General features: G+C 44.5%; 40 protein-coding genes. 3 read left to right on the plus strand and 37 right to left on the minus strand.

From position 1 onward, the window contains the following. Positions 1-99: 99 nt before the first annotated feature. Positions 100-2,502, plus strand: a complete 2,403-nt coding sequence (locus tag DW183_RS01275; RefSeq protein WP_118280269.1) for an endonuclease MutS2 — start codon at positions 100-102, stop codon at positions 2,500-2,502. Between the two features lie 70 nt (positions 2,503-2,572). On the opposite strand, the gene DW183_RS01280 is transcribed toward DW183_RS01275, so the two are convergent. The 32 genes from DW183_RS01280 to rpsJ form a co-directional block, all read right to left on the minus strand. Then, entirely contained in the window at positions 2,573-3,097 is a 525-nt protein-coding gene (locus DW183_RS01280; protein WP_118280270.1) for a bL17 family ribosomal protein, read from the minus strand. Positions 3,098-3,230: 133 nt separating this feature from the next. Next, complete coding sequence (locus DW183_RS01285) at positions 3,231-4,190, minus strand: DNA-directed RNA polymerase subunit alpha (protein WP_118280271.1); 960 nt, start codon at positions 4,188-4,190, stop codon at positions 3,231-3,233. Positions 4,191-4,236: 46 nt separating this feature from the next. Then, on the minus strand, positions 4,237-4,830 hold the full coding sequence (gene rpsD / locus DW183_RS01290; RefSeq protein WP_118280272.1) for a 30S ribosomal protein S4: 594 nt from the start codon (positions 4,828-4,830) through the stop codon (positions 4,237-4,239). A gap of 18 nt (positions 4,831-4,848) precedes the next feature. Beyond that, positions 4,849-5,241 carry a 30S ribosomal protein S11 gene (gene rpsK / locus DW183_RS01295; RefSeq protein ID WP_118280273.1) on the minus strand — a complete coding sequence of 131 codons (393 nt, stop codon included), beginning with the start codon at positions 5,239-5,241 and terminating at the stop codon, positions 4,849-4,851. 25 nt (positions 5,242-5,266) lie between these two features. Continuing rightward, positions 5,267-5,635, minus strand: a complete 369-nt coding sequence (rpsM, locus tag DW183_RS01300; protein ID WP_118280274.1) for a 30S ribosomal protein S13 — start codon at positions 5,633-5,635, stop codon at positions 5,267-5,269. A gap of 276 nt (positions 5,636-5,911) precedes the next feature. After that, on the minus strand, positions 5,912-6,025 hold the full coding sequence (gene rpmJ, locus DW183_RS01305) for a 50S ribosomal protein L36 (RefSeq protein ID WP_005339020.1): 114 nt from the start codon (positions 6,023-6,025) through the stop codon (positions 5,912-5,914). Between the two features lie 150 nt (positions 6,026-6,175). Next, entirely contained in the window at positions 6,176-6,394 is a 219-nt protein-coding gene (gene infA / locus DW183_RS01310) for a translation initiation factor IF-1 (RefSeq protein ID WP_118280275.1), read from the minus strand. Next, positions 6,395-6,655, minus strand: a complete 261-nt coding sequence (locus tag DW183_RS01315) for a KOW domain-containing RNA-binding protein (RefSeq protein ID WP_118280276.1) — start codon at positions 6,653-6,655, stop codon at positions 6,395-6,397. It abuts the gene before it with no gap. Beyond that, positions 6,643-7,425, minus strand: a complete 783-nt coding sequence (gene map, locus DW183_RS01320; protein ID WP_118280277.1) for a type I methionyl aminopeptidase — start codon at positions 7,423-7,425, stop codon at positions 6,643-6,645. The genes DW183_RS01315 and map overlap by 13 nt, the downstream gene beginning before the upstream one ends. A gap of 3 nt (positions 7,426-7,428) precedes the next feature. Further along, a complete protein-coding gene (locus tag DW183_RS01325; RefSeq protein WP_118280278.1) occupies positions 7,429-8,073 on the minus strand; it encodes an adenylate kinase in 645 nt (214 codons plus the stop codon). Positions 8,074-8,142: 69 nt separating this feature from the next. Then, positions 8,143-9,456 (minus strand): preprotein translocase subunit SecY, encoded by a 1,314-nt coding sequence (gene secY, locus DW183_RS01330; RefSeq protein ID WP_118280279.1) that lies wholly within the window; start codon positions 9,454-9,456, stop codon positions 8,143-8,145. Beyond that, a complete protein-coding gene (rplO, locus tag DW183_RS01335) occupies positions 9,456-9,896 on the minus strand; it encodes a 50S ribosomal protein L15 (RefSeq protein ID WP_118280280.1) in 441 nt (146 codons plus the stop codon). Before rplO ends, secY begins: the two co-directional genes overlap by 1 nt. A gap of 24 nt (positions 9,897-9,920) precedes the next feature. Beyond that, positions 9,921-10,106 (minus strand): 50S ribosomal protein L30, encoded by a 186-nt coding sequence (rpmD, locus tag DW183_RS01340; protein WP_118280281.1) that lies wholly within the window; start codon positions 10,104-10,106, stop codon positions 9,921-9,923. A gap of 14 nt (positions 10,107-10,120) precedes the next feature. Then, complete coding sequence (rpsE, locus tag DW183_RS01345) at positions 10,121-10,630, minus strand: 30S ribosomal protein S5 (protein WP_118280282.1); 510 nt, start codon at positions 10,628-10,630, stop codon at positions 10,121-10,123. Between the two features lie 13 nt (positions 10,631-10,643). Further along, positions 10,644-11,012: a 50S ribosomal protein L18 gene (rplR, locus tag DW183_RS01350; protein ID WP_118280283.1), complete on the minus strand. Its 369-nt coding sequence runs from the start codon at positions 11,010-11,012 to the stop codon at positions 10,644-10,646. An 18-nt stretch (positions 11,013-11,030) separates the two neighbouring features. Continuing rightward, entirely contained in the window at positions 11,031-11,570 is a 540-nt protein-coding gene (gene rplF / locus DW183_RS01355; protein ID WP_118280284.1) for a 50S ribosomal protein L6, read from the minus strand. 112 nt (positions 11,571-11,682) lie between these two features. Next, entirely contained in the window at positions 11,683-12,084 is a 402-nt protein-coding gene (rpsH, locus tag DW183_RS01360; protein ID WP_118280285.1) for a 30S ribosomal protein S8, read from the minus strand. Between the two features lie 22 nt (positions 12,085-12,106). Then, complete coding sequence (locus DW183_RS01365) at positions 12,107-12,292, minus strand: type Z 30S ribosomal protein S14 (RefSeq protein WP_118280286.1); 186 nt, start codon at positions 12,290-12,292, stop codon at positions 12,107-12,109. 19 nt (positions 12,293-12,311) lie between these two features. After that, on the minus strand, positions 12,312-12,851 hold the full coding sequence (gene rplE, locus DW183_RS01370) for a 50S ribosomal protein L5 (protein WP_118280287.1): 540 nt from the start codon (positions 12,849-12,851) through the stop codon (positions 12,312-12,314). 23 nt (positions 12,852-12,874) lie between these two features. After that, on the minus strand, positions 12,875-13,186 hold the full coding sequence (gene rplX, locus DW183_RS01375; RefSeq protein WP_118280288.1) for a 50S ribosomal protein L24: 312 nt from the start codon (positions 13,184-13,186) through the stop codon (positions 12,875-12,877). An 11-nt stretch (positions 13,187-13,197) separates the two neighbouring features. Continuing rightward, positions 13,198-13,566, minus strand: a complete 369-nt coding sequence (gene rplN / locus DW183_RS01380; protein WP_118280289.1) for a 50S ribosomal protein L14 — start codon at positions 13,564-13,566, stop codon at positions 13,198-13,200. Between the two features lie 19 nt (positions 13,567-13,585). After that, positions 13,586-13,843, minus strand: coding sequence for a 30S ribosomal protein S17 (gene rpsQ, locus DW183_RS01385; protein WP_118280290.1), 258 nt, complete (start codon positions 13,841-13,843; stop codon positions 13,586-13,588). 38 nt (positions 13,844-13,881) lie between these two features. After that, complete coding sequence (gene rpmC / locus DW183_RS01390; protein WP_118280291.1) at positions 13,882-14,085, minus strand: 50S ribosomal protein L29; 204 nt, start codon at positions 14,083-14,085, stop codon at positions 13,882-13,884. Next, positions 14,075-14,515, minus strand: a complete 441-nt coding sequence (gene rplP / locus DW183_RS01395; RefSeq protein WP_118280292.1) for a 50S ribosomal protein L16 — start codon at positions 14,513-14,515, stop codon at positions 14,075-14,077. The genes rpmC and rplP overlap by 11 nt, the downstream gene beginning before the upstream one ends. Continuing rightward, positions 14,515-15,171: a 30S ribosomal protein S3 gene (gene rpsC / locus DW183_RS01400; RefSeq protein WP_118280293.1), complete on the minus strand. Its 657-nt coding sequence runs from the start codon at positions 15,169-15,171 to the stop codon at positions 14,515-14,517. The genes rplP and rpsC overlap by 1 nt, the downstream gene beginning before the upstream one ends. 9 nt (positions 15,172-15,180) lie before the next feature. After that, positions 15,181-15,576 carry a 50S ribosomal protein L22 gene (rplV, locus tag DW183_RS01405; RefSeq protein ID WP_118280294.1) on the minus strand — a complete coding sequence of 132 codons (396 nt, stop codon included), beginning with the start codon at positions 15,574-15,576 and terminating at the stop codon, positions 15,181-15,183. Positions 15,577-15,603: 27 nt separating this feature from the next. After that, the gene (gene rpsS / locus DW183_RS01410; protein WP_118280295.1) at positions 15,604-15,885 is read right to left on the minus strand and encodes a 30S ribosomal protein S19; all 282 of its coding nucleotides are present in this window, start codon (positions 15,883-15,885) and stop codon (positions 15,604-15,606) included. An 11-nt stretch (positions 15,886-15,896) separates the two neighbouring features. Continuing rightward, positions 15,897-16,739, minus strand: coding sequence for a 50S ribosomal protein L2 (rplB, locus tag DW183_RS01415; RefSeq protein WP_118280296.1), 843 nt, complete (start codon positions 16,737-16,739; stop codon positions 15,897-15,899). Between the two features lie 72 nt (positions 16,740-16,811). Continuing rightward, entirely contained in the window at positions 16,812-17,111 is a 300-nt protein-coding gene (rplW, locus tag DW183_RS01420) for a 50S ribosomal protein L23 (RefSeq protein WP_118280297.1), read from the minus strand. Further along, complete coding sequence (gene rplD, locus DW183_RS01425) at positions 17,111-17,731, minus strand: 50S ribosomal protein L4 (RefSeq protein WP_118280298.1); 621 nt, start codon at positions 17,729-17,731, stop codon at positions 17,111-17,113. Before rplD ends, rplW begins: the two co-directional genes overlap by 1 nt. 28 nt (positions 17,732-17,759) lie before the next feature. Further along, entirely contained in the window at positions 17,760-18,443 is a 684-nt protein-coding gene (gene rplC, locus DW183_RS01430; protein WP_118280299.1) for a 50S ribosomal protein L3, read from the minus strand. 124 nt (positions 18,444-18,567) lie between these two features. Further along, positions 18,568-18,879 (minus strand): 30S ribosomal protein S10, encoded by a 312-nt coding sequence (rpsJ, locus tag DW183_RS01435; protein ID WP_118280300.1) that lies wholly within the window; start codon positions 18,877-18,879, stop codon positions 18,568-18,570. A 407-nt stretch (positions 18,880-19,286) separates the two neighbouring features. On the opposite strand from rpsJ, the gene DW183_RS01440 reads away from it, so the two are divergent. Continuing rightward, positions 19,287-20,225, plus strand: a complete 939-nt coding sequence (locus tag DW183_RS01440) for a class I SAM-dependent methyltransferase (protein WP_118280301.1) — start codon at positions 19,287-19,289, stop codon at positions 20,223-20,225. Positions 20,226-20,247: 22 nt separating this feature from the next. Beyond that, on the plus strand, positions 20,248-21,306 hold the full coding sequence (locus tag DW183_RS01445) for an HD domain-containing phosphohydrolase (RefSeq protein WP_118280302.1): 1,059 nt from the start codon (positions 20,248-20,250) through the stop codon (positions 21,304-21,306). Here the strand turns inward: DW183_RS01445 and DW183_RS01450 are convergent. The 5 genes from DW183_RS01450 to DW183_RS01470 form a co-directional block, all read right to left on the minus strand. Next, on the minus strand, positions 21,272-22,213 hold the full coding sequence (locus tag DW183_RS01450; protein ID WP_118280303.1) for a magnesium transporter CorA family protein: 942 nt from the start codon (positions 22,211-22,213) through the stop codon (positions 21,272-21,274). The two genes, DW183_RS01445 and DW183_RS01450, sit on opposite strands and share 35 nt — an antisense overlap. A gap of 13 nt (positions 22,214-22,226) precedes the next feature. Continuing rightward, a complete protein-coding gene (locus tag DW183_RS01455) occupies positions 22,227-23,426 on the minus strand; it encodes an iron-containing alcohol dehydrogenase (protein ID WP_118280304.1) in 1,200 nt (399 codons plus the stop codon). Positions 23,427-23,428: 2 nt separating this feature from the next. Next, positions 23,429-24,151, minus strand: a complete 723-nt coding sequence (locus DW183_RS01460) for an HAD family hydrolase (RefSeq protein ID WP_118280305.1) — start codon at positions 24,149-24,151, stop codon at positions 23,429-23,431. A 183-nt stretch (positions 24,152-24,334) separates the two neighbouring features. After that, positions 24,335-25,951 carry a phosphoenolpyruvate--protein phosphotransferase gene (gene ptsP, locus DW183_RS01465; protein ID WP_118280691.1) on the minus strand — a complete coding sequence of 539 codons (1,617 nt, stop codon included), beginning with the start codon at positions 25,949-25,951 and terminating at the stop codon, positions 24,335-24,337. 62 nt (positions 25,952-26,013) lie between these two features. Beyond that, on the minus strand, positions 26,014-26,271 hold the full coding sequence (locus DW183_RS01470) for an HPr family phosphocarrier protein (protein WP_118280306.1): 258 nt from the start codon (positions 26,269-26,271) through the stop codon (positions 26,014-26,016). Between the last annotated feature and the right edge of the window lie 27 nt (positions 26,272-26,298).

Below are 26,298 nucleotides of genomic sequence, written 5' to 3' on the forward strand. Positions count from 1 at the left end.
CTATATGCCCTTACGCCCTATCTTTACTACATTCATGCAGTTTTTATTATACGGTTGAATGACTGGTCTTTCAATATATTTTTGTGTATAATACATTTTATGAATAAGAAAGCATTAAAAACACTCGAATACAACAAAATAATCGCTCTGTTGGAGCAATGTGCTGGCAGTACACAGGGAAAGGCTTATTGCCGTGAACTTCTGCCCGTTTCCGATCTTTCACAGATCAAACGCATGCAGGCAGAGACCAAGGATGCTCTCAGCCGTATCTTTAAACGGGGAAGTGTCTCTTTCTCCGGCATTACGGATGTACGTCCTTTCCTAAAACATCTGGAGATCGGGTCTTCTTTGACGATTTCGGAACTATTGGCGATTGCCTCTCTTTTAGAGGTTGCCAAGCGGGTCAAGACCTATGGACGCAGTGAAAATGATCTGTCGATCGAGGGCGATCATCTGGCTCATTTCTTTAACAATCTGGAACCACTCACACCGGTCTGTCAGGAGATCCGCCACTGTATCTTATCGGAAGATAGCATCGCGGACGATGCCAGTCCTGGGCTGAAAAATATCCGCAGGCAAAAGAATGTCATCGGCGAGCGTATCCGCACCCAGATGAATACCATGTTAAACAACAATACGACACGTTCTTACTTACAGGATGGCGTGATCACAGTCCGTGGCGGGCGCTATTGTCTGCCGGTCAAGGCAGAGTACAAGAACTACGTTCCCGGCATGGTACATGACCAGTCCTCCAGTGGCTCTACCCTATTTATCGAGCCTATGTCCGTCGTCAATCTCAACAACTCCCTGCGTGAACTGGAATTGCAGGAGGCAGAGGAGATTGAAAAGATCTTAGCCGACTTGTCCAATCTTGTCGCAGAACATACAGAGGAGATCTCACAGGACTTTATGATCTTGGCAGAACTGGATTTCATCTTTGCCAAGGGAGAACTCGCCCGCAAGATGAACGCCGTTGAGCCGGAGTTTCATACCGATGGCATCATCCATCTGCGCGCGGCAAGACATCCGCTTTTGGATCCCAAACATGTCGTACCGATCGATCTGACACTGGGCAAGGATTACAATCTTCTCATCGTGACCGGTCCAAACACCGGTGGTAAGACGGTCTCCCTCAAGACCTGCGGACTTCTCAGCCTGATGGGGCAGGCAGGACTGCATATCCCGACCAAGGATCGAAGCCAGTTATCTATATTTGATGATGTCTTTGCTGACATTGGAGATGAACAGAGTATTGAACAGTCCCTCTCGACTTTCTCCTCACATATGACCAACATTGTGCATATCTTGCGGGAAGTGGAAAGATCCAGTGGACATTATCTCTGTCTTTTCGATGAATTGTGTGCCGGTACGGATCCAAAAGAAGGCGCAGCCCTTGCGACTGCCATCTTATCCAGTTTACATGAGCGCGGTGTCCTCACCATGGCAACTACCCACTACAGTGAACTGAAAATGTATGCTTTATCCACACCGGGCGTAGAAAACGCCTGTTGTGAGTTTTCCGTAGAGACCCTGAGCCCGACCTACCATCTGCTCATCGGTATTCCGGGAAAAAGTAATGCTTTCGCCATTTCCAAAAAACTCGGTCTGTCCGACGACTTGATCGCAGACGCTAAGACTCACGTCACGGAAGATGATCAGAACTTTGAAGACCTCATGGTCGATCTGGAACAAAGACGGGTCTCTATGATGCGTGACAGTGAGGGAATTGCCCGGCAGAAAAGAGAAATGGAAGACCTGCAAAAGAAACTAAAAGAGCGCGAAGATCGTCTGAATGCCTCCAAGGATAAGATCCTGCGTCAGGCAAATGAGGACGCTTCCCACATCTTACAGGAAGCCAAGCAGATCGCAGACGAAACCATCCGCGACTTCAACAAATACAGTCATTCCAACCCGGACATTGCCAAGATGGAAGCCAAGCGTGCTGCTGTCGGTAAGAAATTGGCAGACAGCCGAAAGAAGGCCTCTGTTGCTGCCAAGGATAACGACAAGCCAAAGAACCACAAAGTACCAAAGAATCTGCGCGTAGGGGATCCAGTCAAGGTGCTCTCCATGAACATCAACGGAACCGTCTACTCCCTGCCAAACGCCAGAGGCGATCTGCAGGTACAGATGGGCATTATGCGATCCAAGGTCAATATCAATGATCTGATCCTTTTGGAGGACAACGATACAGCCGCTAAGACAACCGGCAAAAAGAGCCGTTACACAGGCAATGGTGGCTTTAGCAAGGCTGCTACCATCTCCCCGGAGATCAACCTCCTAGGACTCAACGGCGACGAAGCCGTAGCCAAACTGGATAAGTATCTGGATGATGCCTATGTATCGCATTTAAAATCGGTCCGTGTCGTCCACGGCAAGGGAACCGGTGCTCTGCGTAAGGCAGTACATCAATATTTAAGAAAACAAAAGATCGTCGACGAATTCCATCTCGCCGAATTTGGTGAGGGCGATGCCGGTGTCACCATCGTTACTTTCAAATAACTTGGTTTAACGACAAAAAACCTCCCGCAGCATTTCAAACTACGGGAGGTTTTCTACGTTCATAAATGGATTATACTAACTCAAGAACTACTTCCAAAGCACCGTCACCCTTACGAGTTCCGATCTTTACGATTCTTGTGTAACCACCGTTACGGTCAGCATACTTAGGAGCGATTTCCTCGAATAACATCTTAGGCATATCAACTTCCTTGATCTCCTTCTTAGTCTTACCAGCAGACTTTACAGGATATAATACCTTAAGCATTTCTCTTCTTGCATGAAGACGGGATGGCTGATCCTTCTTGATCTTCTTTTCTACTGTATCATATACAGTAACCTTCTTGCCATCAACAACTTCCTTTACACGCTTGCCGTCTTTGTCCTTGCGGGCAACCTTAGCCTGTACGGTAACTTCATCGAAGTTGTCCTTTTCTCTAACAGCCATAGCAATGATTCCTTCAGCGATCTTCTGAACTTCCTTTGCCTTAGCCTCTGTTGTAACGATTCTTCCATGATATAAAAGGTTTGTTACCTGATTTCTCAGTAATGCCTTTCTCTGTGAAGATGTTCTGCTTAACTTTCTATACTTTGCCATTTCATTTTCCTCCTTATGTGATGGCTCACTTCGCGATGCCTTTTGGTCTTATTCGCGAGGTGCATGGTATGCCATCCATGATATTATGAGAGTTCCGTGCCTTTTGGTCTTACCGGTTCTCCCTATGTGACTTTTATTCGTCTCCAGTTCTAAGCTGGAGTCCTAACTCGCTTAACTTACCTAATACTTCTTCCAAAGACTTGCGTCCAAGGTTGCGAACCTTCATCATATCATCTGCTGTCTTGTTGCATAACTCCTCAACAGTGTTGATGCCTGCTCTCTTCAAGCAGTTGTAAGAACGAACAGATAACTCTAATTCATCGATGTTCATATCCATGACTTTGCCCTTTGGATCCATTGGCTTGTCAGCCATAACCTGAGCCTCGATTCCACGATCAGAAAGATCGATGAAGAGGCTTAAATGCTCATTTAATACCTTAGCGGCTAAACTTACTGCCTCGTCTGGCTGAATTGTACCATTTGTATATACGTCCAAGGTAAGTTTGTCATAGTCAGTAATCTGACCTACACGAGTATTCTCAACCTTCAGATTTACTCTTTCGATTGGTGTGTAGATAGAATCAACAGCGATAACACCGATTGGTGTGTCCTCTGACTTATTCTTATCTGCGCTGATATATCCTCTACCCTTCGTAATGGTCAACTCCATGTAGAGTTTGCTGTCAGCACCACCATTTAAATTAGCGATCACAAGATCCGGATTCATGATCTCAATGTCAGAATCCACCTGAATATCACTTGCTCTTACAACACCTTCGCCCTCGAACTCAATGTATGCGATCTTCGGGTCGTTGCTTGCGCTGTTGTTGCGGATTGCAAGATTCTTGATGTTCATGATGATCTCTGTTACATCTTCCTTAACACCAGGAATAGATGAGAACTCATGTAATACGCCTTCGATTTTCACCTGACTTACTGCCGCACCTGGCAATGAAGAAAGCATGATTCTTCTAAGTGAATTACCAAGTGTAGTTCCGTAGCCTCTCTCTAAAGGTTCTACAACAAATCTTCCATACTTTTTGTCTTCTGAGATTTCAGCAATCTCAATGTTTGGTTTTTCGAAATCGAACACTAGGTGGCCCTCCTTATACTGGTTTACCTTGCTAAATTGTGTCTAATTACTTAGAGTACAACTCGACGATAAGCATTTCATCGACTGGTACGTCGATCTGCTCTCTTGTAGGTAACTCTTTTACAGTTCCCTGTAACTTCTCAAGGTCAACATCGATCCAATCCGGAACGAGTCTGCCGTTTGTTACCTCAACGATATCCTTAAATCTCTGAAGGCTCTTCTTTGCTTCGCGAACTTCGATAACATCGCCAGCCTTTACCAAGTATGATGGTACGTTTACAGGCTTGCCATTAACCAAGAACATCTTGTGGTCTACAACCTGTCTAGCTTCTCTACGTGTTCTGGCAAATCCCATACGGAATACAACATTGTCCAGACGGCTCTCAAGGATAGTCATAAGGTTTTCACCAGTCATACCCTTCTTTCTGTCTGCAATGTCGAAATACTTATGGAAAGGCTTCTCTAATACGCCATAGATAAACTTAGCCTTCTGCTTCTCTCTCAACTGGAGACCATACTCGGAAGTCTTTCTTCCTGATCTCTTTAACTGTCTATTTGATTTTTTATCCACTCCTAAATATACAGGATCCAAACCAAGTGATCTGCATCTTTTAAGAACTGGGGTTCTATTTACTGCCATCTTAGATTATCCCTCCTATTAAACTCTTCTACGCTTTGGTGGACGACATCCATTATGTGGTACTGGAGTTACGTCTGTGATGCTGGTTACATCGATTCCGCATGCAGAAAGTGCACGAATTGCTGCTTCTCTACCTGATCCTGGTCCCTTAACCATAACATCTACTGTCTTTAATCCATGAACGAGAGCAGCCTTTGCTGCTGTTTCAGCTGCCATCTGTGCAGCATATGGAGTAGATTTTCTTGAACCTCTAAATCCAAGACCACCGGCACTTGCCCATGATAAAGCATTTCCCTGTGCATCTGTAATTGTTACAATTGTATTGTTGAAAGATGCCTGAATATGTGCCTGTCCGTGTTCAACGTTTTTCTTTACACGCTTTTTTGTTACTTTCTTTGCAACTTTAGCCATATCTAAACTAACCTACTTTCTGAAATTATTTCTTCTTGTTTGCTACAGTTCTCTTAGGACCCTTTCTTGTTCTAGCGTTGGTCTTTGTCTTCTGACCACGAACCGGAAGTCCCTTTCTGTGACGGATACCACGATAGCATCCAATCTCCTGCAGTCTCTTGATATTAAGAGCTACGTCTCTTCTCAAATCACCTTCTACCATCATTGTTTCGTCAATGACAGCACTGATTCTCTTAACTTCGTCGTCTGTCAAGTCCTTAACACGAGTGCTAGGATCAACATTTGCTGCTTCAAGAATCTTGTTAGAACTTACTCTACCAATTCCGTAAATGTAAGTTAAACCAATTTCTACGCGTTTTTCTCTTGGTAAATCTACACCTGCGATACGAGCCATGTGTGTTTACACCTCCATAAAATTTTCTGATTAACTACTACCATCCCCAAATAGAACCTATACAGCTCCGTTGCCGGCCTGAAATGTGTGTATATGCCTTATTTGGTTCTTTTCTTCCTAAACATATAGTAAGGAAGAGTTCCGAATCCACGAAACTAACCACCCTCGGTATGTAGGGTGATCCGCATATATTATGAAAATGTTGCCTAATTATTTACTAATCATCGGGAACATCAGCCGCACATAACATATACAAATAACACTAATCCTTATGAATTAGCCCTGTCTCTGTTTGTGTTTCGGGTTCTCGCAAATAATACGAACACTACCTTTTCTCTTGATTACTTTGCACTTTTCGCAAATAGGTTTTACTGATGATCTTACCTTCATTGTAGGAAATGCCTCCCTTCTCATCATTTTCGTGTTCCTTGTACGCATGTACAAGTCTTTTATCTACTGCATTTATAGGCGCGCGAAAAGAAATGCCCATAAACGCACTTGATAGTATAGCAAAAGTATCAAACTCTTGTCAACAACTTTTTACTTATCTCTCCAAATGATTCTGCCCTTTGTCAGATCATATGGTGACATCTCGATCGTAACCTTGTCACCCGGTAAAATACGGATATAATTCATACGAAGTTTTCCGCTGATCGTTGCTAAGATCTGGTGACCATTTTCCAGTTCCACTTTAAAGAAAGCATTTGGTAATTTTTCTACTACAACACCTTCTACTTCGATTACATCTGCCTTAGACATTTATTTTATTCCTCCTACATAAAGATCCAAAATCTGACCGACCAACTCATCATTCATCGTCTTGCCCTTTGCCAGATCTAAGATCTCTTGTGGCAAATGCTTGATCGGCTGTATATGTTTTTCTTTTTTCTTTTTGGGATTATCGCAAGTTCTGGTCTTTCCATTGACCAGATAGACGATGTCATCCTGCCGTTTCATTACAAGATAGATATGATTCTTATCATGTCCTGCCTTGGATTTTGCTAAGATCAATTCGTCCATAGATGCTTCTCACTTTCTGTCAGTGTCAGTATCTCCGGTCGACCGTCTGTAATGATAATGGTGTTTTCATAATGTGCAGATAAGGATTCATCCTCCGTCACAACCGTCCACTCATCATCCATCCATACGACATTTGGACTACCGATATTGATCATAGGCTCGATCGCAAAGGTCATACCCGGCTGCAACTTGATGCCGCGCCGCCATTTACGGTAATTTGGTATTTCCGGTTCTTCGTGCAGGTGTGTGCCAATGCCATGACCTACCAGATCCCGGACCACGCCATAACCGCGCTTGGTCGCGTAATCTCCGATCGCACTTGAAATATCATTCAAATGCCGTCCGGCTGTCGCCTGCTCTATCCCGGCAAAGAAACTCTCGCGCGTCACATCAATGAGCGCCTGTGCCTCCGGTGAGATCTCTCCCACGCCATGAGTCCTCGCCGCATCGGAATGATATCCTTTATAGATCACGCCAATATCCAGACTGACGATATCGCCATTTGTAATGATATGATCTTCTCTCGGGATCCCATGTACGACTTCATCATTGACGGAAACACACACAGATGCCGGATATCCCATATAGTTCAAAAAGGAAGGCTCGCATCCGAAACTACGGATGATCTCTTCTCCCAAAGTATCGATCTCCAGCGTTGACATTCCCTCACAAAGGGCATCCCCTAAGGTCTGATGCACACTTGCAAGGATCCTGCCTGCCTCCCGCATATACTCTAATTCTTGGGCAGATTTAATGGTAACTGCTGACATGGGCTAGACTCCTATGATCGCGTCGATATTGGCGAATACATCCTCCATCGGCTGCGTTCCATCTACAGAATGCAGGATACCCTGCTTCTTATAATAATCGATCAGAGGCTGGGTCTGCTCATGATAAACATCCAGTCTCTTCTGTACTGTTTCAGGCTTATCATCGTCTCTTAAGACTAATTCCTTACCGCAGGCATCACAGATACCTTCTTTCTTTGGCGGAATAGCAACGATATGATATGTTGCTCCACAGGAAAGGCAGGCACGACGACCTGACATTCTCTTTACGATATGGGAATCCGGTACATCGACATCAATGGCAAAATCCATCTTCTGTCCGATCTTAGAAAGTGCTGCATCCAGACTCTCTGCCTGTGGAATGGTACGTGGAAATCCATCCAGTACAAATCCATTTGCACAATCCTCCTGACCGATACGATCCATAACCAGATCACAGGTCAGTTCATCCGGCACCAAAAGTCCCTGATCCATATATTCCTTTGCCTTTTTTCCAAGTTCTGTGCCATTTTTAATGTTCGCACGGAAAATATCTCCTGTTGAGATATGAGGGATCTGATATTTTGCTGCGATCTGCTTTGCCTGTGTGCCTTTGCCGGCACCGGGAGCACCTAACATAATAATCTTCACGATAAAAACCTCCTTATAACACCTTAGGAGATACGGCTAGGCCAGTATCTCCATATGGATGTCTATTCATTAATCATTTAAAAATCCCTTGTAATTTCTGACGAGCATCTGGGATTCCACCTGCTTCAGTGTCTCGATGACAACACCAACAATAATGATGATGGATGTTCCACCAAAGGACACATTTGCACCAAATAATCCATTAAATACGATCGGGATGATCGCCACGATGGAAAGTCCGATAGCACCGATAAAAATAATGTTGTTCAGGACTGCCTGTAGGTAATCACTCGTAGGCTTGCCTGATCGGATACCCGGAATGGAACCGCCCTGCTTCTTTAAGTTGTCAGCGATCTCAAGCGGATTAAAGGTAATTGACGTATAGAAATATGCAAAGCCGATGATCAGCAGCACATACACTACAGCACCAATGGTATAAATCCAATTATCCGGATCGAACCAGTTTGACTGTGACATACCGCGAAGAATCTTGTACCAGAAACTTGTACCGCCTGTCTTACCAAGCAAGGTGCAAATGATAACCGGTGTCTGTAACAATGACTGTGCAAAGATGACCGGAATAACACCGGCCGTATTGACCTTCATTGGAATCACGGAGTTGGCACCACCAACCTGTCTCTTTCCCTGAATTTTCTTTGAATACTGAACCGGGATTCTACGCTCAGCCCCCTGCAAGAATACAACCAGAACAACCATAGCAACAATGATTGCTGCAATGATCACACCTGCAAGTGTACCCTTTGCAATGGTCTTTCCTGAGATGAACTGCTCAAATAATGAAGTCAGATCACTCGGAATACGTGAAAGAATATTGATTACAAGTACGATAGAGATACCGTTACCGATACCCTTTTCGGTAATTCTTTCACCGATCCACATAAGTACAGATGAACCCGCTGTAAGAGCAGCGACTGTCATGATAACATACAGGGCGTTGAACTCAGTCAGATAACCGGAACGTCCAAATCCGATTGCCATAGCAACAGACTGGATGATCGCCAATCCAACCGTAACATAACGGGTAATCTGTGTAATCTTCTTTCTTCCCTGCTCCCCATCACGCTGCATTTCCTCTAACTTTGGGAATGCAATGGTCAGCAACTGGATGATAATAGAAGATGTAATGTATGGTGTAATGTTCAGAGCGAAAATAGACATATTTTCAAAAGATCCACCAGTAATCGCATCAAAGAAATTCAGCGCATCGCCATTGTTTGCAAATAACTGTGAAAATACATCCGGATCCACTCCGGGAATTGGAAGCTGACTTCCAATTCGCACTACAATGAGCATTAAAAATGTAAATCCGATTCTTTTTCGTAAATCTTTAATTTTAAATGCATTGCGGAGTGTTTCTAGCATTAGATCACCTCTGCTTTACCACCAAGGGCTTCGATTTTTTCCTTAGCGCTTGCACTAAAAGCATTAGCCTGGACTGTCAACTTCTTAGTAAGTTCACCGTTACCAAGAATCTTAACACCGTCTCTGGTGTTCTTTACGATACCAGCCTCAACCAATGATTCAACTGTTACAGTTGCACCATCTTCAAATCTCTCAAGATAAGATAAGTTGATACCAACGATTTCCTTAGAGTTTCTGCATGTGAAACCTCTCTTAGGAATACGTCTGTATAAAGGCATCTGACCACCTTCAAAACCAGGTCTTGGAGCTCCTGAACGAGCCTTCTGTCCCTTATGACCCTTACCAGCGGTCTTGCCATTGCCTGAACCGTGTCCACGTCCTCTTCTGAAATTATCACTGTGCTTTGAGCCTTCTGCCGGCTGTAAGTTTGATAAATCCATTGTGACACCTCCTTAATTATTTGATTAAATCTCTTCTACCTTAACTAAATGTCTTACCTGTCTGATCATTCCACGAACTGCTTCGTTATCAGGCATCTCAACAGTCTTGTTGAGTTTTCTGAGGCCTAATGCTTCAACAGTCTTCTTGTTCTTTGGAACTGCTCCGATAGGAGACTTAACAAGTGTAATCTTTAACTTCTTTTCTGCCATGATCTATTTCCTCCTTAACCGAGAATCTCTTCTACAGTCTTACCACGAAGTCTTGCAACTTCTTCTGGGGATTTCAACTGACGGAGTCCGTCGATTGTAGCAAGTACTACGTTCTGCTTGTTAGAAGAACCTAATGACTTTGTACGGATGTTCTGGATACCTGCTAACTCACAAACGGCACGGGCTGGACCACCAGCGATGATACCTGTACCTTCCGGAGCCTTCTTCAGTAATACAGAAGCACCAGTATGCTTACCAGAAATATCATGTGTAATACTGTTGTTCTCATCAAGTTTTACAGTAATCAACTTCTTCATTGCATCTTCTTTTCCCTTGCGGATCGCTTCTGGGATTTCAGCTGCTTTGCCAAGTCCTGCACCAACATGACCATTGCCATCACCGACAACAACTAAGGCTGTGAAACGCATGTTACGTCCACCCTTAACAACCTTTGTTACACGTTTAATTGATACCACTGTTTCATTTAACTCTAATTGACTAGCATCAATAATTTCATGTCTCATGTGTTATTTCCTCCTAAAATTCTAATCCAGCTTCTCTAGCTGCGTCAGCTAATGCTGCAATCTTGCCCTGATAAATGAATCCACCTCTGTCAAATACAACTGTGGAAATACCTTTATCTAATGCCTTCTTAGCAATGACAGTACCTAACTTGGCTGCTGCTTCAACATTATTTGTCTTCTCTAAATCAGCCTTTACCTCTTTATCAAGCGTAGAAGCGGAAACGAGTGTATTACCAACTGTATCATCAATAATCTGAGCATACATATGATTGTTACTTCTGAATACTGCAAGACGTGGTCTGTCTGCTGTTCCAGAAAGAGTATTACGAAGTCTTCTATGCTTTGTCTGGCGAACTACTTCTCTTGATTTCTTACTAACCATTTCTCGTCACTCCTTTAATTATTTCTTACCAGTTTTACCAACTTTACGTCTGATAACTTCATCAGCATACTTGATACCCTTGCCCTTGTATGGTTCAGGTCTTCTCTTGTCTCTGATTTCTGCTGCGTACTGGCCAACTTTTTCTTTATCGATACCCTTGATGATAATCTTGTTACCATCAACTGTGGACTCAAGTCCTTCTGGATCAACCATCTCAACCGGATGAGAATAGCCTAAGTGTAATGTCAGGTTCTTTCCTGACTTCTGGACTCTATATCCAACACCGTTTACTTCCAAGACTTTTTCGTAACCATCAGTAACACCAACTACCATGTTGTGGATCAGTGTTCTTGTAAGACCATGTAAAGACTTCATCTTCTTTAAGTCGTTTGGTCTTGTAACGATTACTTCAGAACCCTCTAACTTGATATCCATCTCTGATGGAAGTGTTCTCTCAAGAGTTCCCTTTGGACCTTTTACAGTCACATGATTATTTTCTGCAATTTCAACAGTAACTCCTGCTGGGATTGCGATTGGCATTCTTCCTATACGTGACATGCCCGTACCTCCTATAATTTCTCCGCTATGCGCGGGGTGCTATATTGTATGTCCGCCTCGGGGACGGTTTATACATTACGTGAAATGTTCCAATGTCCTTGCTTTCGGATAATTACCAAACGAAAGCAAGCACTTCTCCACCGACCTGAAGCTTTCTAGCCTCTTTGTCAGTAACGATTCCCTTGTTTGTAGAAAGGATTGCAATACCAAGTCCGCCAAGAACGGTTGGGATCTCATCCTTACCAGCATAAACGCGAAGACCAGGCTTAGAAATTCTCTTGATGCCTGTGATGACCTTCTCGTTCTTGTCTGCGCCATACTTTAATGTAACGCGGATGCTCTTAAAGTTACCATCTTCTACGATGTCATATTTTGTGATATATCCCTCATCTACAAGGATATCAGCGATTGCGATCTTCATCTTAGATGCTGGGATATCAACTGTATCATGTTTTGCAGTATTTGCATTACGGATTCTTGTAAGCATATCTGCGATTGGATCACTCATTGTCATGATTAAATTTCCTCCTTCCGGCTTACCAACTAGCCTTCTTTACGCCAGGGATCTGTCCCTTGTATGCTAACTCACGGAAACATACTCTACAGATGCCATACTTTCTTAAATAAGCATGTGGACGACCACAGATTTTACAACGGCTATATTCTCTAGTAGAGAATTTCTGCTTGCGCTGCTGCTTAACTTTCATAGATTTCTTTGCCATCTTAAAATTCCCTCCTAAATTACTTTACGAAAGGCATACCGAATAATCTCAGTAATTCACGAGCCTCTTCGTCTGTCTTAGCAGTAGTAACAAAAATAATGTCCATACCTCTTACTTTGTCAACCTTATCATACTCGATTTCAGGGAAGATGATCTGTTCCTTGATACCAAGTGCGTAGTTACCTCTTCCGTCGAAAGAATCAGCACTAACACCTCTAAAGTCACGTACACGTGGAAGTGCAAGATTGATAAGACGATCAGCGAAATCATACATCTTTTCGCCTCTAAGTGTTGTCTTACATCCGATTGCCATACCTTCTCTGATCTTGAAGTTAGCAACAGAGTTCTTTGCCTTTGTTGTAACAGCCTTCTGACCTGTGATTGTCTCCATGTCCTTAACTGCTGCCTCTAAAAGCTTTGCGTTTTCCTTAGCTTCGCCAACACCCATATTGACTACGATCTTGTCAAGCTTTGGAACTTCCATAATATTCTTATAACCAAACTTTTCGATCATAGCCTTTACGATCTCATTCTGGTACTGCTCTTTAAGTCTACTCAACTGATTTGCCTCCTCTCGTTATATTAATCGATCACTTTACCAGTTGCTTTTGCTACGCGGACTTTCTTGTCTCCGTCCATCTGAAAACCAACTCTGGTTGTCTTACCATCAACAAGAAGCATAACATTTGAAATGTCGATTGGTCCTTCCTGCTCGATGATTCCACCGTTCTGGTTTGCCATGCTAGGCTTTGTGTGCTTCTTGATCATGTTCACACCTTCAACCAAAACTGTATGATTTTTCTGATTTACAGCGATAACTTTTCCTTCGTTATCCTTATCTGCACCAGCGATTACTCTAACGGTATCGCCCTTTTTGATCTTCATTGTTGCCATCGTACTACCTCCTATAATACTTCCGGAGCAAGGGAAACAATCTTCATAAACTGTTTCTCACGAAGCTCTCTAGCTACAGGTCCAAAAATACGAGTTCCTCTTGGGGTCTTGTCATCTTTGATGATAACTGCAGCATTCTCGTCAAACTTAATATAAGAACCATCTTTACGACGGGCACCCTTCTTGGAGCGTACAACTACTGCCTTAACGACATCGCCCTTTTTAACAACACCACCTGGTGTTGCATCTTTAACAGTAGCGGTGATCACGTCACCGATATTTGCATATCTTCTTGTAGAACCGCCCATAACACGAATGCAAAGGATTTCTTTAGCACCTGTATTATCAGCTACTTTTAATCTACTTTCCTGCTGTACCATGTTTGTAGCCTCCTTCTAATTACTTTGCTCTTTCCATGATTTCAACAAGTCTCCATCTCTTATCCTTAGATAATGGTCTTGTTTCCATAACTCTGACGGTATCACCGATGTGTGCATCGTTGTTCTCGTCATGAGCCTTTAATTTATAAGTTCTCTTAACGATCTTGTTGTAAAGTGGATGCTTTACGTTATCCTTAACAGCAACAACGATTGTCTTATCCATCTTATCGCTTACAACAATACCTACACGTGTTTTTCTAAGATTTCTTTCTTCCACGATATTGTCTCCTTTCTACCTTTAAAATTCCGAACTGCTTACTTGTTATCAGCTGCAGTAATCATTGTCTGAATACGTGCAATGTTTCTTCTAACTTCTTTGATTCTTGCTGTATTCTCTAACTGATTGGTTGCGTTCTGGAATCTTAAATTGAAAAGTTCCTTCTTTGCTTCCACCAACTGTGCATTCAAATCTGCAACAGATGCATTCTTTAATTCGTTAACATATTCCTTAGTTTTCATTTGCTGCAACCTCGCTTTCCAAATCCGCACGAGAAACGATCTTGCACTTGCAAGGCAATTTGTGTGTAGCAAGACGAAGAGCCTCTCTAGCGACATCTTCCTGTACCCCGGAGATTTCAAATAATACACGACCTGGCTTAACAACAGCTACCCAGTACTCCAAAGCTCCCTTACCGGAACCCATACGAGTTTCAGCAGGCTTTGCTGTAACAGGCTTATCAGGGAAAATCTTGATCCAGACCTTACCACCACGCTTGATATAACGTGTCATAGCGATACGGGCTGCTTCAATCTGATTAGAACGAATCCAACATGGTTCCATAGCAACAATACCGAAATCACCGTTTACGATCTTGTTGCCTCGTAAAGCCTTTCCTGTCATAGATCCACGGAACTGCTTACGATGTTTTACTCTCTTAGGCATTAACATTATTTGGCTCCTCCTTCCTTATTTCCCTTTGTAGGAAGTACTTCTCCTTTGTAGATCCAAACCTTTACGCCGACCTTGCCATAAGTAGTGTCAGCCTCAGCGAATCCATAATCAATATCTGCACGAAGTGTCTGAAGCGGAATAGTACCTTCTGAATAGAACTCTGTACGAGCCATATCAGCACCACCAAGACGTCCGGAAACGCTTGTCTTGATACCCTTGATACCGGTCTTCATAGATCTTGACATGCAAGACTTCATAGCACGACGGAAAGAAACACGGTTCTCCAACTGTGCTGCGATATTCTCTGCAACTAACTGAGCGTCCTTGTCAGGTCTCTTAACTTCCTTAATGTCAACAACAAGCTTCTTGTCTGTCAACTTCTGAAGTTCAGCCTTAACCTTCTCGATCTCAGCGCCGCCCTTACCGATTACAACACCAGGCTTTGCTGTGTAAACGATAACCTTAACTCTTCCGGCTGCTCTTTCGATCTCGATCTTAGATACGCCAGCTGCATATAACTTTTTCTTAAGAAATGTTCTGATATTGTAATCTTCAACCAAGTAGTCAGCGAATTCACCTTCAGCATACCACTTAGAATCCCAATCCTTGATCACACCGACTCTTAAGCCGTGAGGATTAACTTTCTGTCCCATGATTGCCTCCTATCTTTCATCAAGCACAACAGTAATGTGGCTCATTCTCTTTTCGATTCTGTAAGCTCTACCCTGTGCTCTTGGTCTAATTCTCTTCATTGTTGGGCCCTTATTTGCATAGCACTCTGCAACATAAAGGTTTTCCAGGCTGTAGTTCTTGTCTGGGTAATTGTTCTCAGCATTTGCGATTGCTGACTTTAATAACTTCTCTATAATGCTTGAAGCGTATCTTGGATTATAAGTTACGATAGCAAGAGCTGTCTGAACATCCTTACCGCGAATAGCGTCTAATACGAAGCAAGCTTTCTGAACTGACATTCTAGCATAAGATAACTTTGCTGAAGGTCTAGTATCTTTTTGACTGTTTCTCTCACGTTTAATCTGGGATCTATGTCCTTTTGCCATGATGTGAAACCTCCTTTCAAAAATTAATTAGCGTACTCTTGATTTCTTTTCGTTCTTGTCATGACCTCTGTAAGTTCTTGTAGAAACGAACTCACCAAGCTTGTGTCCTACCATATCTTCTGTAACATATACAGGCACATGCTTTCTTCCGTCATGAACAGCGATTGTATGTCCTACCATCTGTGGAAAGATTGTTGAACGGCGTGACCATGTCTTAATAACACTCTTGTCGCCTGATGCGTTCATTGCATCAATCTTCTTCAATAAGCTTTCATCAGCAAATGGTCCTTTTTTTAATGAACGAGCCATAATGATCCTCCTTATTTGATAGCCTTACCGTCTCTTCTTCTTACGATAAGCTTGTTAGACTGTTTGTTCTTCTTTCTGGTCTTCAAACCAAGTGCAGGCTTGCCCCAAGGTGTACATGGACCCGGACGTCCGATTGGTGCCTTACCTTCACCACCACCATGTGGATGGTCATTAGGGTTCATAACAGAACCACGAACAGTTGGGCGGATACCCATGTGACGCTTACGACCAGCTTTACCAATCTTAACAAGGTTGTGATCACCATTGCCGATAACACCGATAGATGCTCTACAGTTCAAAGGAATCATTCTCATTTCGCCTGATGGAAGTCTAAGAGTTGCATACTTGCCTTCTTTAGCCATCAACTGAGCGCTGTTACCAGCGGAACGAACTAACTGTCCACCCTTGCCCGGATACATCTCGATGTTGTGTACTAAAGTACCAACCGGGATGTTTGCCAGCGGAAGGCAGTTACCAACACGTACTTCTGCTTCCGGTCCGTTCATGACCTTCATGCCATCAGCAAGTCCTTCAGGAGCAAGGATGTAAGCCTTCTCGCCGTCTGCGTAGCAGATCAATGCGATGTTTGCTGTTCTGTTTGGATCGTACTCGATACCGATAACAGTTGCAGGAACTCCATCTTTCTTTCTCTTGAAATCGATAATTCTATATTTTCTTCTGTTTCCACCACCCTGGTGTCTAACTGTAATCTTACCCTGATTGTTACGACCAGCGTTCTTCTTTAAAGAAGTTGTAAGAGACTTCTCAGGAGTCTTCTTTGTGATCTCGGAGAAATCAGAGCCAGTCATATTTCTTCTGGAAGGTGTATATGGGTTATAAGTTTTAATTCCCATTGTAATTCTCCTTTCGCTACTTTTACGTTTTACTTATCGCGTCTAAACATGACGCATAATCTTGCTTTCGACTTACAGCCCTGCGAAGATCTCGATGTCCTTGCTATCTGCTGTAAGCTGAACGATAGCCTTCTTAGTCTTAGCAGTCTTGCCTACGCTTCTGCCACGTCTCTTTTCCTTGCCATCGTTGTTCATTGTATTAACGGAAGCAACCTTTGTTCCTTCGAACATCTTTTCAACTGCTTCCTTGATCATTGTCTTGTTTGCTTCTGGATGAACAAGAAATGTGTACTTCTTTTCAGCCATTGCATTCATGCTCTTCTCTGTGATTACAGGTTTGAGGATTACATCATAATATTGTACGTTAGCCATTATGCATACACCTCCTGAATTGTATTAACAGCATCCTTTGTTACAACAACTGTGTTGTACTTCAAGATGTCATATACGTTGATCGTGCTTGTTGAAGCAGTCTTAACAGTAGGAATGTTCTTTGCTGACATAACAACATTTGTGTCGTTGTCATTGATAACAACAAGCGCCTTTTCAACACCAAGGTTGCTCATTACCTTTGCAAAATCCTTTGTCTTGATCGCATCGAACTTCAACTCGTCAACTACAACAAACTTATTCTCTGCTACTCTGGAAGATAATGCAGACTTAAGTGCTGCTCTCTTCTCTTTCTTATTCAACTTGAATGAATAATCTCTTGGAGTTGGTGCAAATACAACACCACCACCTGTCCACTGTGGAGCTCTTGTAGAACCCTGTCTTGCATGACCTGTTCCCTTCTGTCTCCATGGTTTTCTACCACCACCACGAACTTCAGAACGTGTCTTTGCCTTCTGAGTTCCCTGACGGTTATTTGCAAGCTGCTGGACAACTGCCATGTGAACTAAATGCTCGTTTACATCAACACCGAAAACAGCATCGTCAAGTTCCATTGTCTCAACTTCTTTGCCTTCCATATTGTATACGGATACTTTAGCCATCGTAAAGTTCCTCCTTTCCTACTATCGATTACTTACCTGACTTTACAGACTCTTTAATTGTAACTAAAGACTTCTTAGGTCCTGGAACAGCACCCTTTACCAAAAGCAGGTTATTCTCTGCATCTACGCGTACAACTTCAAGGTTCTGGATTGTAACCTTAACGCTTCCCATGTGTCCAGGCATTCCTTTTCCTTTGAATACCTTACTTGGTGAAGAACAAGCACCGTTGGAACCCTGATGACGATGGAACTTAGAACCATGAGCCATAGGTCCTCTGTGCTGACCAAGTCTCTTGATAGCACCCTGGAATCCTTTTCCCTTTGAAATTGCTGTAGCATCGATCTTGTCACCTTCTTCAAAGATGTCAGCCTTGATCTCATCTGCAAGATTGTAATCTGCGCAATTTTCAAACTTAAATTCTCTTACGAATCTCTTTCCAGAAACACCAGCCTTATCGAAGTGTCCCTTCTCAGCCTTGTTGACGCCATGTCTGTTTCTGATTTCTTTCTTGCCGTTGGCATCCTTGTTGACTACCTTTTCTTTCTTGTCAACGAAACCAACCTGAACTGCTTCGTAACCGTCGTTCTCAACAGTCTTGATCTGTGTTACTACACAAGGACCAGCCTGTAAAACAGTTACAGGAGTTAAAACTCCATCAGCATTGAAGATTTGAGTCATTCCGACTTTTGTTGCTAAAATAGCTTTCTTCATTTTCTTTCCTCCTGTTTTTCTACAGCGGATCGCCGTAGCGATCATCCTAGAACAGGCAATATAAGTGGAACATAAATGTTGCTTCTATATAAACCTATACCGGATCGTTAACCTTGTTAACTTCTTACTTCATCTTGATATCGATGTAAACACCAGCTGGCATTTCGAGTCTCTGCAATGCATCAACTGTCTTCTGGGTAGGTGTCATGATATCGATGAGTCTCTTATGAGTTCTCTGCTCGAACTGTTCTCTGGAATCTTTGTACATGTGTACCGCTCTTAAGATAGTAACAACTTCCTTCTTTGTCGGAAGTGGTACCGGTCCACTCACCTGTGATCCGTTTTTCTTAACAGTCTCGATGATTTTCTTAGCAGATGCATCAACTAATTCGTGATCATATGCCTTGAGTGTGATTCTCATAACCTGAGTTGCCATAAAAAAAGTCGCCTCCTTCGCACTTATTTCAATAGTACGACAAGCGGTGACTGTACACTTCTCCGTGTGTGTCCTAAAGATTAACACACGTGTCTCTACACAATGGTAGACTATATTTTGTACAGTGACTTGTCGCCAGTTTCCTAACTTGACATTCGCTCCACGGAAAACCTGCCAGATTACTATGGTGATAATCGGCAGCAACCTCACGCTTCAACGCTATCAATGTCACAGCAACATCTAATATACATGATAAAATCAATACTTGCAAGGTTTTTTGAATAAATATTGTATTTTTTCGCATACAATATTTTCAGTGGCATCTTAGTCTTTCTTCATATATAATATAGAAGCAATAAGAAGAATACAAATCGAACGATACGATAGATAGAATGCGAGGAATCATTATGTGGATAGCAGACCATTGGAAAGAATACGAAGTCATCGACTGCTCCGGCGGTGAGAAACTGGAGCACTGGGGAAAATACACCCTGCTCCGCCCGGACCCACAGGTCATCTGGAACACCCCAAAGAAGGTCAGCGAATGGAAGAAACTAAACGGGCACTATCACCGCAGCAAAAAAGGTGGTGGCGAGTGGGAGTTCTTTGATCTGCCACAGCAGTGGAGCATCACTTATCAACTGCCCCACACCGATAACGACAATCTCTATGTCAACCATAACGGCAGCCTGACTTTTCATCTGAAACCTTTCAGTTTTAAACACACCGGTCTTTTTCCGGAACAGGCAGTCAACTGGGATTGGTTTTCCACACTTATATATAATAGGAAGAAAGAGCACCCGGATCGCCCGATCAAAGTATTAAATCTCTTTGCCTATACCGGCGGTGCAACGATCGCCGCGGCAGCAACCGGTGCCGCAGTCACACATGTAGATGCGTCCAAAGGCATGGTCACCTGGGCAAAGGAAAATGCCGTATCCTCCGGTCTTGCCGATGCCCCGATCCGCTGGATCGTGGATGACTGCAAAAAGTTCGTAGAGCGCGAGATCCGACGCGGCAATCACTACGATGCCATCATTATGGATCCGCCATCTTACGGACGTGGTCCTAAGGGTGAGATCTGGAAGATCGAGGATGCCATCTATCCGCTCATAGAATTGTGTGCGCAACTGCTGACCGACCAGCCACTTTTCTTCCTTGTAAACTCATACACCACAGGCTTGCAGCCTGCTGTACTGCACTATATGATTTCAACCGCCTTAAAAGGCTATCCGGGAAGTGTAGCCGCAGAAGAAATCGGTCTTCCTGTTTCCTGCAACGGACTTACCCTCCCTTGCGGAGCCAGCGGCAGATTTGCCGGTCAGGATCTTCCGACCTCATTATAAACACCACAAGGAGTTTGACAGTATGGAAACAGTTTTAATCATAGATGATAGCGGCATCAACCTGCGTACCGCCAAGGAAGCACTGGATGACTACTACAATGTCGTCACAGCCAATTCCTGCAAAATGGCTCTTCGTTATTTAGAAAAACATACACCAGACATCATCCTGCTCGATATCCAAATGCCGGAAGTGGACGGTTTCGAGACATTGAAAGCCATCCGTTCCCTGCCACAGACCGAGGACACACCTATCATTTTCTTGACAGCACAGGACAATGTTGCCGATGAGATCCACGGACTGGAACTGGGCGCAGTCGATTACATCCATAAGCCCTTGCAGCCCCAGATCATGCGCATGCGTATCCGCACCCAGTTGGATCTGGCACATTATCAGGATCACCTGGAAGAGATCATCATGCAAAAGACAGAGCAGGTCGCACGCGTAGAGACGGCACTGGTCGCCAGTTTAAATGACCTGTTGGAAATCCGTGACGGTATGACCGGCTCCCACGTCAGACGCACGGCAAAATATTTCGAGATACTCTTGAATGCCTTAGACAAGGCACATACCTTCCCGGATGCGATCACACCGGACTACAAGGTAAGATTGCTTCGCGGTGCTCCACTGCATGACCTGGGCAAGGTCGGTATTTCCGACAACACCCTTTTAAAGCCTTCACGTCTCAGCCCGGAGGAAATGGAATTTATGCGCCAACACTCCACCTTTGGCGGTCAGGCGCTTACCCATGCGGTTGAGATCGTTGGCGAGGACAGTTTCTTAAGCGATGCCAGAGACATGGCATATTACCATCACGAGAAATGGGACGGATCCGGCTATCCAAAAGGACTTGCCGGCGAAGATATACCCCTCAGCGCACGTATTCTGGCTGTCGCGGATGTCTACGATGCTCTGACCAGCCAGCGCAGTTACAAAGACGCTTTTTCGCATGAAAAAGCCGTCTCCATTCTCTTAGATGAAGACGGCACTTCTTTTGATCCTCGTATCATGCAGGTCTTTCGTCAAATCACAGACGAGTTTGCTCAGGCTAAAGCATCTTTTTCTTCCGAAGCCAAAGCATAACCACGATGCAAAGCAGCAGCGTTATCACACAGATGATCGCGAAACCATGCGGTGTGGACGAAAACGGCATCCATTTGCCACCGACGTTCATGCCCCAGAGTCCTGATATGATCGTCGGGATGGACATAACGATCGTGATCGCTGCCAGATATTTCATTACATTATTCAGGCGATTGTTGATGACCGTCGACATCAGTTCTCTGGTACCATTGATGATGTCACGATAGATCTGTGTCATCTCGATCGCCTGTCTGTTCTCAATGATCACATCCTCTAATAGTTCCTGATCCTCCGAATACTGACGGAGCCTCCCATAACGTGTCAAACGATCCAACACCACACCATTTGCACGCAGTGACGTAGCAAAGTAGACCAGATTGGATTCCAATTCGTGCAGGTCGATCAAGTCAACATCCTCGGTATTCTGATCGATTCTTTCCTCGATCTCAGTACGCTTTCTGTCAATACTGCGCAGCAGGCTCTGATAGACCATGCAGGCATTGTATAAGATCTGATAGGTAAAACGCATCTGTTTTTTGGTGGAGAAATCGCGCACACGTTGTTCCACAAAGGAACGCAGTACGGCAGTCTCCTCCGCACATACCGTGATCACCACATCTTCTGCAATCAAGATCCCCAGCGGGATTGTGGTATAGGAATGGCGGTTGTTACGCATTTCTGCTGATGGGATATCCACCAGAATAAGTGTATATTCATCTTCCAGATTGATACGGGAACTCTCCTCATCATCGAGGGCCGCCCGCACATCTGCGATATCCATATGAAAACGATCACTGATCTCTGCACATTCTTCCAGTGACGGTGCGGTAAGTTTTACCCATGCACCGGTATCGAACTGATCTATTTCGGAGATGATACGGTTGTCCGTTCTGTAAATGTTTATCAATTCTGTCTACCTCCTACTTTCCAGCAACTTTTCGGATCGCTTCCTCAAAATGCTTTTTATCGTAAATCACAGGCACCGGATAGAGGGGATTGGCTTCCTGATCTGCCCACTCTGCCATCTGTGCAATATCTTCCTCGCGGATCTGCGGCAGATGCTCCGGGATACCCATGTGTTCATTCATTTGTCTGATATGTCTGATAAATTCTTTGGCACGTTCTGCCTCGCTTCCTTCGCAAGCCACCTGTGAAAGGGTTGCAAGGCGCGCTAATTTTCCATAGACCGCCGATCCGTAGTCTTCTAAGACGATCGGCAGGACCACCGCGTTCGCCAGACCATGCGGCACATGATAAAGCCCTCCGATCGTATGCGCAATGGCATGCACATTTCCGACGCAGGCTCGTGTAAAGGCTGCCCCCGCCTTAAAGGATGCGATCAGCATTTCTTCCCTGGCTTCCAGAGAATCTCCCTGTTCGTAGGCTTCCGGCAAAAATCCCATGATCGCCGTGACCGCCTCTTCGCAATATTCGATAGTCTCTTCCGTGCGGTAAGTCCAACTCAGATAGGCTTCCACCGCATGCGTCAGCGCGTCCATACCGGTCGCTGCCGTAATATCTGCAGGCAGGGATACAGTAAGACTTGGATCCATCACGGCATAATCCGGCACCAATACCGGATCATTGATGGCATACTTGTGGTTCTCGGCATCATCCGTCACAACTGCTGCAATGGTCGTCTCCGAACCGGTTCCGGCTGTGGTTGGAACAGCGACAAAAAAAGGAACCTGCCGGCCGACCTTTAATTGTCCCTTCATGTCCTGCAAAGACTTATCCGGGCGGGCAACACGCGCCGCCAGTGCCTTTGCCGCATCCATGTTGGAACCACCGCCAATCGCAATGATGCTGTCACAGTCATGGTCTTGATAGATCTGATACATTTCCTCGATCTGTGAGATCGTCGGATCAGGATGCACCTGATCATAGATGACCGATCGCTCGGAGAGATCATTGTAGAGATCTTTCAAAAATCCGGTCTTGCCAATGCGGGGTCCGGTGACGATCATAGGCGCCCAGACACCTGCTTGCTCCAAGATCTCCGGGATACTGTGAAAACTATCCACGCCCTCCAAGCGCTCTGGCTCCTTCCATTTGACCACTTTCATTCCAATATTATAAATCCATTGATATACACGGCAATATGCCTTTTTTAAACCCATATTTAACCTCTCACGAATGCTTCTAATTCTAATGGTTTATGTAACAAGACCACATGTGGCAAGGTCTCAAGCAGAGATTCCTCGCGAAATCCCCATGCACACAGGGCACAATCCACACCGGAGTTTTCTGCTGTCGCTGCATCCACATCCGAATCACCTACATACAGGACGTGCGGCTTGATCCATTCCAGCCAGTCTTCCTCGGATAAGGCATCCTCTACGCCCATGCGCGCCCATGACCGGTCGGCGTAGACCTGACGCAGTCTGCGTAGTGCTTCTTCCACCGGGGCTGCTGCCGGTTTTCTTGGACGGATACCGTCATCGCCCACCGCAACACGCACATGGTTCTTGAAAACATCACGCACCAGCACATCTACAGACTCCTGATTTTTGTTGGTCACGATCGCCATAGGCATATCCTGCTCCTCATAATCGTGCAAAAGTTCCATCACACCATCATAAGGTCTGGTCTTGATCTGATTATGGGTCAGATAATAAGCCTTAAACATGGCAAAGGCTTCTTCAAAACGTGGATTTTCCTCTCCCTGTGGGGTTGCCTTGACCATGAGAATGCGGATACCATTTCCAACAAACTGCCGAATACTCTCCAACGGATGCACCGGATATCCCATCTGCATCATCACGTAATTCACGCTGTCCGCCAAGTCCTCCAATGTATTCAAAAGCGTTCCATCCAAATCAAATAAAACAATATCGTATTTCATCTTTTGTTTACCTTCTTTCTTCACGTTCCTATCTTACCACAGGCAGGCAAGAAAAAAAACCACCTCTGTCTTACAAAGGTGGTTTCTATATACCGTCATCCCACAGCGCAGTCAGGGACGACGGGGCAAAAGTCAGACGAATGTCCGGATAGCATAACAAACATCCGCCATCTGCTTATCAAATTATTTGGCATCGCTATTTCGGATCTGTTCTCTGACCTTTAAGATCATAGACGGGCTGACCGAAAGTTCATCAATGCCCATTTTAATGAATGTGTCTGTGAGAGTCACATCTGCACCAAGTTCACCGCAGATGCCGACCCAGCAGCCTTCCTTATGTCCATTATCAATGATCATCTGCAACATCCGAAGGATTGCCAGATGATGTGCATCATAGATATTATCCAGTTTCGGGTTCTGACGGTCGATCGCCAGTGTGTACTGGGTCAAGTCATTAGTTCCAACCGAAAAGAAGTCAACTTCCTTTGCCAGAAGATCCGAGATCATGACCGCCGCAGGTGTCTCGATCATAATACCGAGTTCCACCTTTCCATACGGAATGCCCTCACTCTTTAACTCCTCCTGCACGGTCGCACACATCTCTTTGGCAGCCTTGACTTCATCCACAGAGATGATCATAGGAAACATGATGGAAATATTGCCATAATAAGATGCACGGTAAATCGCGCGCAACTGCGTCTTAAAGATCTCCTTGCGATCCAGACAGATACGGATGGCACGATATCCCATCGCCGGGTTTTCCTCATGTTCCAGTCCAAAATAATCTACCTGCTTATCCGCACCGATGTCAAGGGTTCGGATAATGACCTTTTTGCCAGCCATGTTCTCTGCGACTGTCCGGTACGCCTTAAACTGCTGTTCCTCGCTCGGATAATCCTCTGTTTCCAGATACAAAAACTCACTGCGGAAAAGTCCGATACCGCCGGCATCATTAGCAAGTACACTTGCCACATCGCCAACACCACCGATATTTGCATAAAGGGCGATCTTCCTGCCGGCTTTCGTGACATTCTCTTTGCCCTTTAATTCCTGTAAAAGTCTTGCTTTTTCTACTCCTTCCTGGCGAAGTGCCTCATACTTTGTCAATTCTTCCTCCGTCGGATCCAATAGAAAGACACCGTTTCTGCCATCCACGACAGCCATATGACCTTCTGCATCCTCGGGATAATCTACTCCAATAAGCGCCGGAATATTCATGGTTCTCGCCAGGATCGCTGTATGCGAATTGGTGGATCCATGACGGGTCACAAAGGAAAGCACCTTGGACTTGTCCAGTTGCACGGTCTCACTTGGTGCCAGATCATCTGCCAAAACGATGACCGGCTGGTCTCCCAGTCCTGCCTGCTCACTGCCGCCCTGCAAGATATGGATGACGCGATTGGAAATATCTTTGACATCTGCTGCCCGCTCTCTCATATAATCATCATCCATGGCTGCAAACATTTCGGCAAAATTATCGCCTGTCGTTGCCACGGCATACTCTGCATTGATGCCCTGGGATGAGATCATATTGGTGATAGACTCCACATAATCCAGATCATCCAGCATCATCTGATGCACTTCAAAAATGGCGGCATTTGCCTCGCCCACTTCTTTTAATGCCTTTTCGTAAAGGGCTGCCAACTGGCTCTTTGCCTGCTCCTTTGCCTGGGTAAAACGCTTGATCTCCAGATCCGTATCTGTGACCTTGCTACGTTTTACGACCTGATCCTTCTTTCCAAAGATCTTGCACTTTCCGATTGCTATTCCGCTAAAAACGCTTTTACCTTCTAATTTCATATTCATCGCCCTCTCTTCGTTACTGTGCTAAACTACTACGAGCGCTTACCCGCTATCCTGTCTTACAGATTTTCTTCCAAAAACTTGCCAAGTGCTTCGATGGCTGCGTCCTCATCCTCACCCTCGGTCTTTAAAACGATTTCCTGTCCACATTTTACACCAAGTCCGATAAGGCCTAAGATTCTCTTGGCATCCACTTCTTTTCCATCCTTTGCGATGATAACCTTGCTTGTAAACTTTGCTGCCTCTTTTACTAAGACACCTGCCGGTCTTGCATGGATTCCTTCCGGATCTGTGATCGTGTATGTGATTTCTTTCATGATATTTTCCTCCTAATGATCTTTCTT

Origin of the sequence: Roseburia sp. AM16-25, from assembly GCF_003473825.1 — a bacterium.
Classification (GTDB): Bacteria; Bacillota; Clostridia; order Lachnospirales; family Lachnospiraceae; genus Pararoseburia; species Pararoseburia lenta.

Excerpts from the sequence above, each read along its gene's own strand:
- rpsM (WP_118280274.1), bottom strand. The coding sequence starts at position 5,635 with ATGGCTCGTATCGCAGGTGTAGATTTACCAAGAGAAAAACGCGTAGAA.
- rplV (WP_118280294.1), bottom strand. The coding sequence starts at position 15,576 with ATGGCAAAAGGACATAGATCCCAGATTAAACGTGAGAGAAACAGTCAA.
- DW183_RS01470 (WP_118280306.1), bottom strand. The coding sequence starts at position 26,271 with ATGAAAGAAATCACATACACGATCACAGATCCGGAAGGAATCCATGCA.
- rpsC (WP_118280293.1), bottom strand. The coding sequence starts at position 15,171 with ATGGGACAGAAAGTTAATCCTCACGGCTTAAGAGTCGGTGTGATCAAG.
- DW183_RS01280 (WP_118280270.1), bottom strand. The coding sequence starts at position 3,097 with ATGGCAAAGTATAGAAAGTTAAGCAGAACATCTTCACAGAGAAAGGCA.
- rpsD (WP_118280272.1), bottom strand. The coding sequence starts at position 4,830 with ATGGCAGTAAATAGAACCCCAGTTCTTAAAAGATGCAGATCACTTGGT.
- rplC (WP_118280299.1), bottom strand. The coding sequence starts at position 18,443 with ATGAAGAAAGCTATTTTAGCAACAAAAGTCGGAATGACTCAAATCTTC.
- rplB (WP_118280296.1), bottom strand. The coding sequence starts at position 16,739 with ATGGGAATTAAAACTTATAACCCATATACACCTTCCAGAAGAAATATG.
- rpsE (WP_118280282.1), bottom strand. The coding sequence starts at position 10,630 with ATGAGACATGAAATTATTGATGCTAGTCAATTAGAGTTAAATGAAACA.
- DW183_RS01455 (WP_118280304.1), bottom strand. The coding sequence starts at position 23,426 with ATGGGTTTAAAAAAGGCATATTGCCGTGTATATCAATGGATTTATAAT.
- rpmD (WP_118280281.1), bottom strand. The coding sequence starts at position 10,106 with ATGGCAGAAAAGAAGTTAAAGATTACACTTGTTAAGTCTCCTATCGGA.
- rpsS (WP_118280295.1), bottom strand. The coding sequence starts at position 15,885 with ATGGCTCGTTCATTAAAAAAAGGACCATTTGCTGATGAAAGCTTATTG.
- ptsP (WP_118280691.1), bottom strand. The coding sequence starts at position 25,951 with ATGAAATTAGAAGGTAAAAGCGTTTTTAGCGGAATAGCAATCGGAAAG.
- map (WP_118280277.1), bottom strand. The coding sequence starts at position 7,425 with ATGTCAGCAGTTACCATTAAATCTGCCCAAGAATTAGAGTATATGCGG.
- rplX (WP_118280288.1), bottom strand. The coding sequence starts at position 13,186 with ATGGCAACAATGAAGATCAAAAAGGGCGATACCGTTAGAGTAATCGCT.
- infA (WP_118280275.1), bottom strand. The coding sequence starts at position 6,394 with ATGTCTAAGGCAGATGTAATCGAAGTAGAAGGTGTTGTAGTAGAAAAA.
- rplF (WP_118280284.1), bottom strand. The coding sequence starts at position 11,570 with ATGTCACGTATAGGAAGAATGCCAATCGCAATCCCAGCAGGAGTTACT.
- DW183_RS01365 (WP_118280286.1), bottom strand. The coding sequence starts at position 12,292 with ATGGCAAAGAAATCTATGAAAGTTAAGCAGCAGCGCAAGCAGAAATTC.
- rpmJ (WP_005339020.1), bottom strand. The coding sequence starts at position 6,025 with ATGAAGGTAAGATCATCAGTAAAACCTATTTGCGAAAAGTGCAAAGTA.
- rpsJ (WP_118280300.1), bottom strand. The coding sequence starts at position 18,879 with ATGGCAACTCAGGTTATGAGAATCACACTCAAGGCATATGATCACGAA.
- rplN (WP_118280289.1), bottom strand. The coding sequence starts at position 13,566 with ATGGTACAGCAGGAAAGTAGATTAAAAGTAGCTGATAATACAGGTGCT.
- DW183_RS01315 (WP_118280276.1), bottom strand. The coding sequence starts at position 6,655 with ATGGACGAATTGATCTTAGCAAAATCCAAGGCAGGACATGATAAGAAT.
- rplW (WP_118280297.1), bottom strand. The coding sequence starts at position 17,111 with ATGGCTAACGTACAATATTATGATGTAATCCTCAAACCTGTAATCACA.
- rplD (WP_118280298.1), bottom strand. The coding sequence starts at position 17,731 with ATGGCTAAAGTATCCGTATACAATATGGAAGGCAAAGAAGTTGAGACA.
- secY (WP_118280279.1), bottom strand. The coding sequence starts at position 9,456 with ATGCTAGAAACACTCCGCAATGCATTTAAAATTAAAGATTTACGAAAA.
- DW183_RS01275 (WP_118280269.1), top strand. The coding sequence starts at position 100 with ATGAATAAGAAAGCATTAAAAACACTCGAATACAACAAAATAATCGCT.
- DW183_RS01460 (WP_118280305.1), bottom strand. The coding sequence starts at position 24,151 with ATGAAATACGATATTGTTTTATTTGATTTGGATGGAACGCTTTTGAAT.
- rpsH (WP_118280285.1), bottom strand. The coding sequence starts at position 12,084 with ATGACAATGAGTGATCCAATCGCAGATATGCTTACAAGAATCCGTAAT.
- rplO (WP_118280280.1), bottom strand. The coding sequence starts at position 9,896 with ATGGATTTATCAAACTTACAGCCGGCAGAAGGCTCAAAGCACAGTGAT.
- DW183_RS01440 (WP_118280301.1), top strand. The coding sequence starts at position 19,287 with ATGTGGATAGCAGACCATTGGAAAGAATACGAAGTCATCGACTGCTCC.
- rplR (WP_118280283.1), bottom strand. The coding sequence starts at position 11,012 with ATGGTTAGTAAGAAATCAAGAGAAGTAGTTCGCCAGACAAAGCATAGA.
- DW183_RS01445 (WP_118280302.1), top strand. The coding sequence starts at position 20,248 with ATGGAAACAGTTTTAATCATAGATGATAGCGGCATCAACCTGCGTACC.
- rpsK (WP_118280273.1), bottom strand. The coding sequence starts at position 5,241 with ATGGCTAAAGTTGCAAAGAAAGTAACAAAAAAGCGTGTAAAGAAAAAC.
- rpmC (WP_118280291.1), bottom strand. The coding sequence starts at position 14,085 with ATGAAAACTAAGGAATATGTTAACGAATTAAAGAATGCATCTGTTGCA.
- rplP (WP_118280292.1), bottom strand. The coding sequence starts at position 14,515 with ATGTTAATGCCTAAGAGAGTAAAACATCGTAAGCAGTTCCGTGGATCT.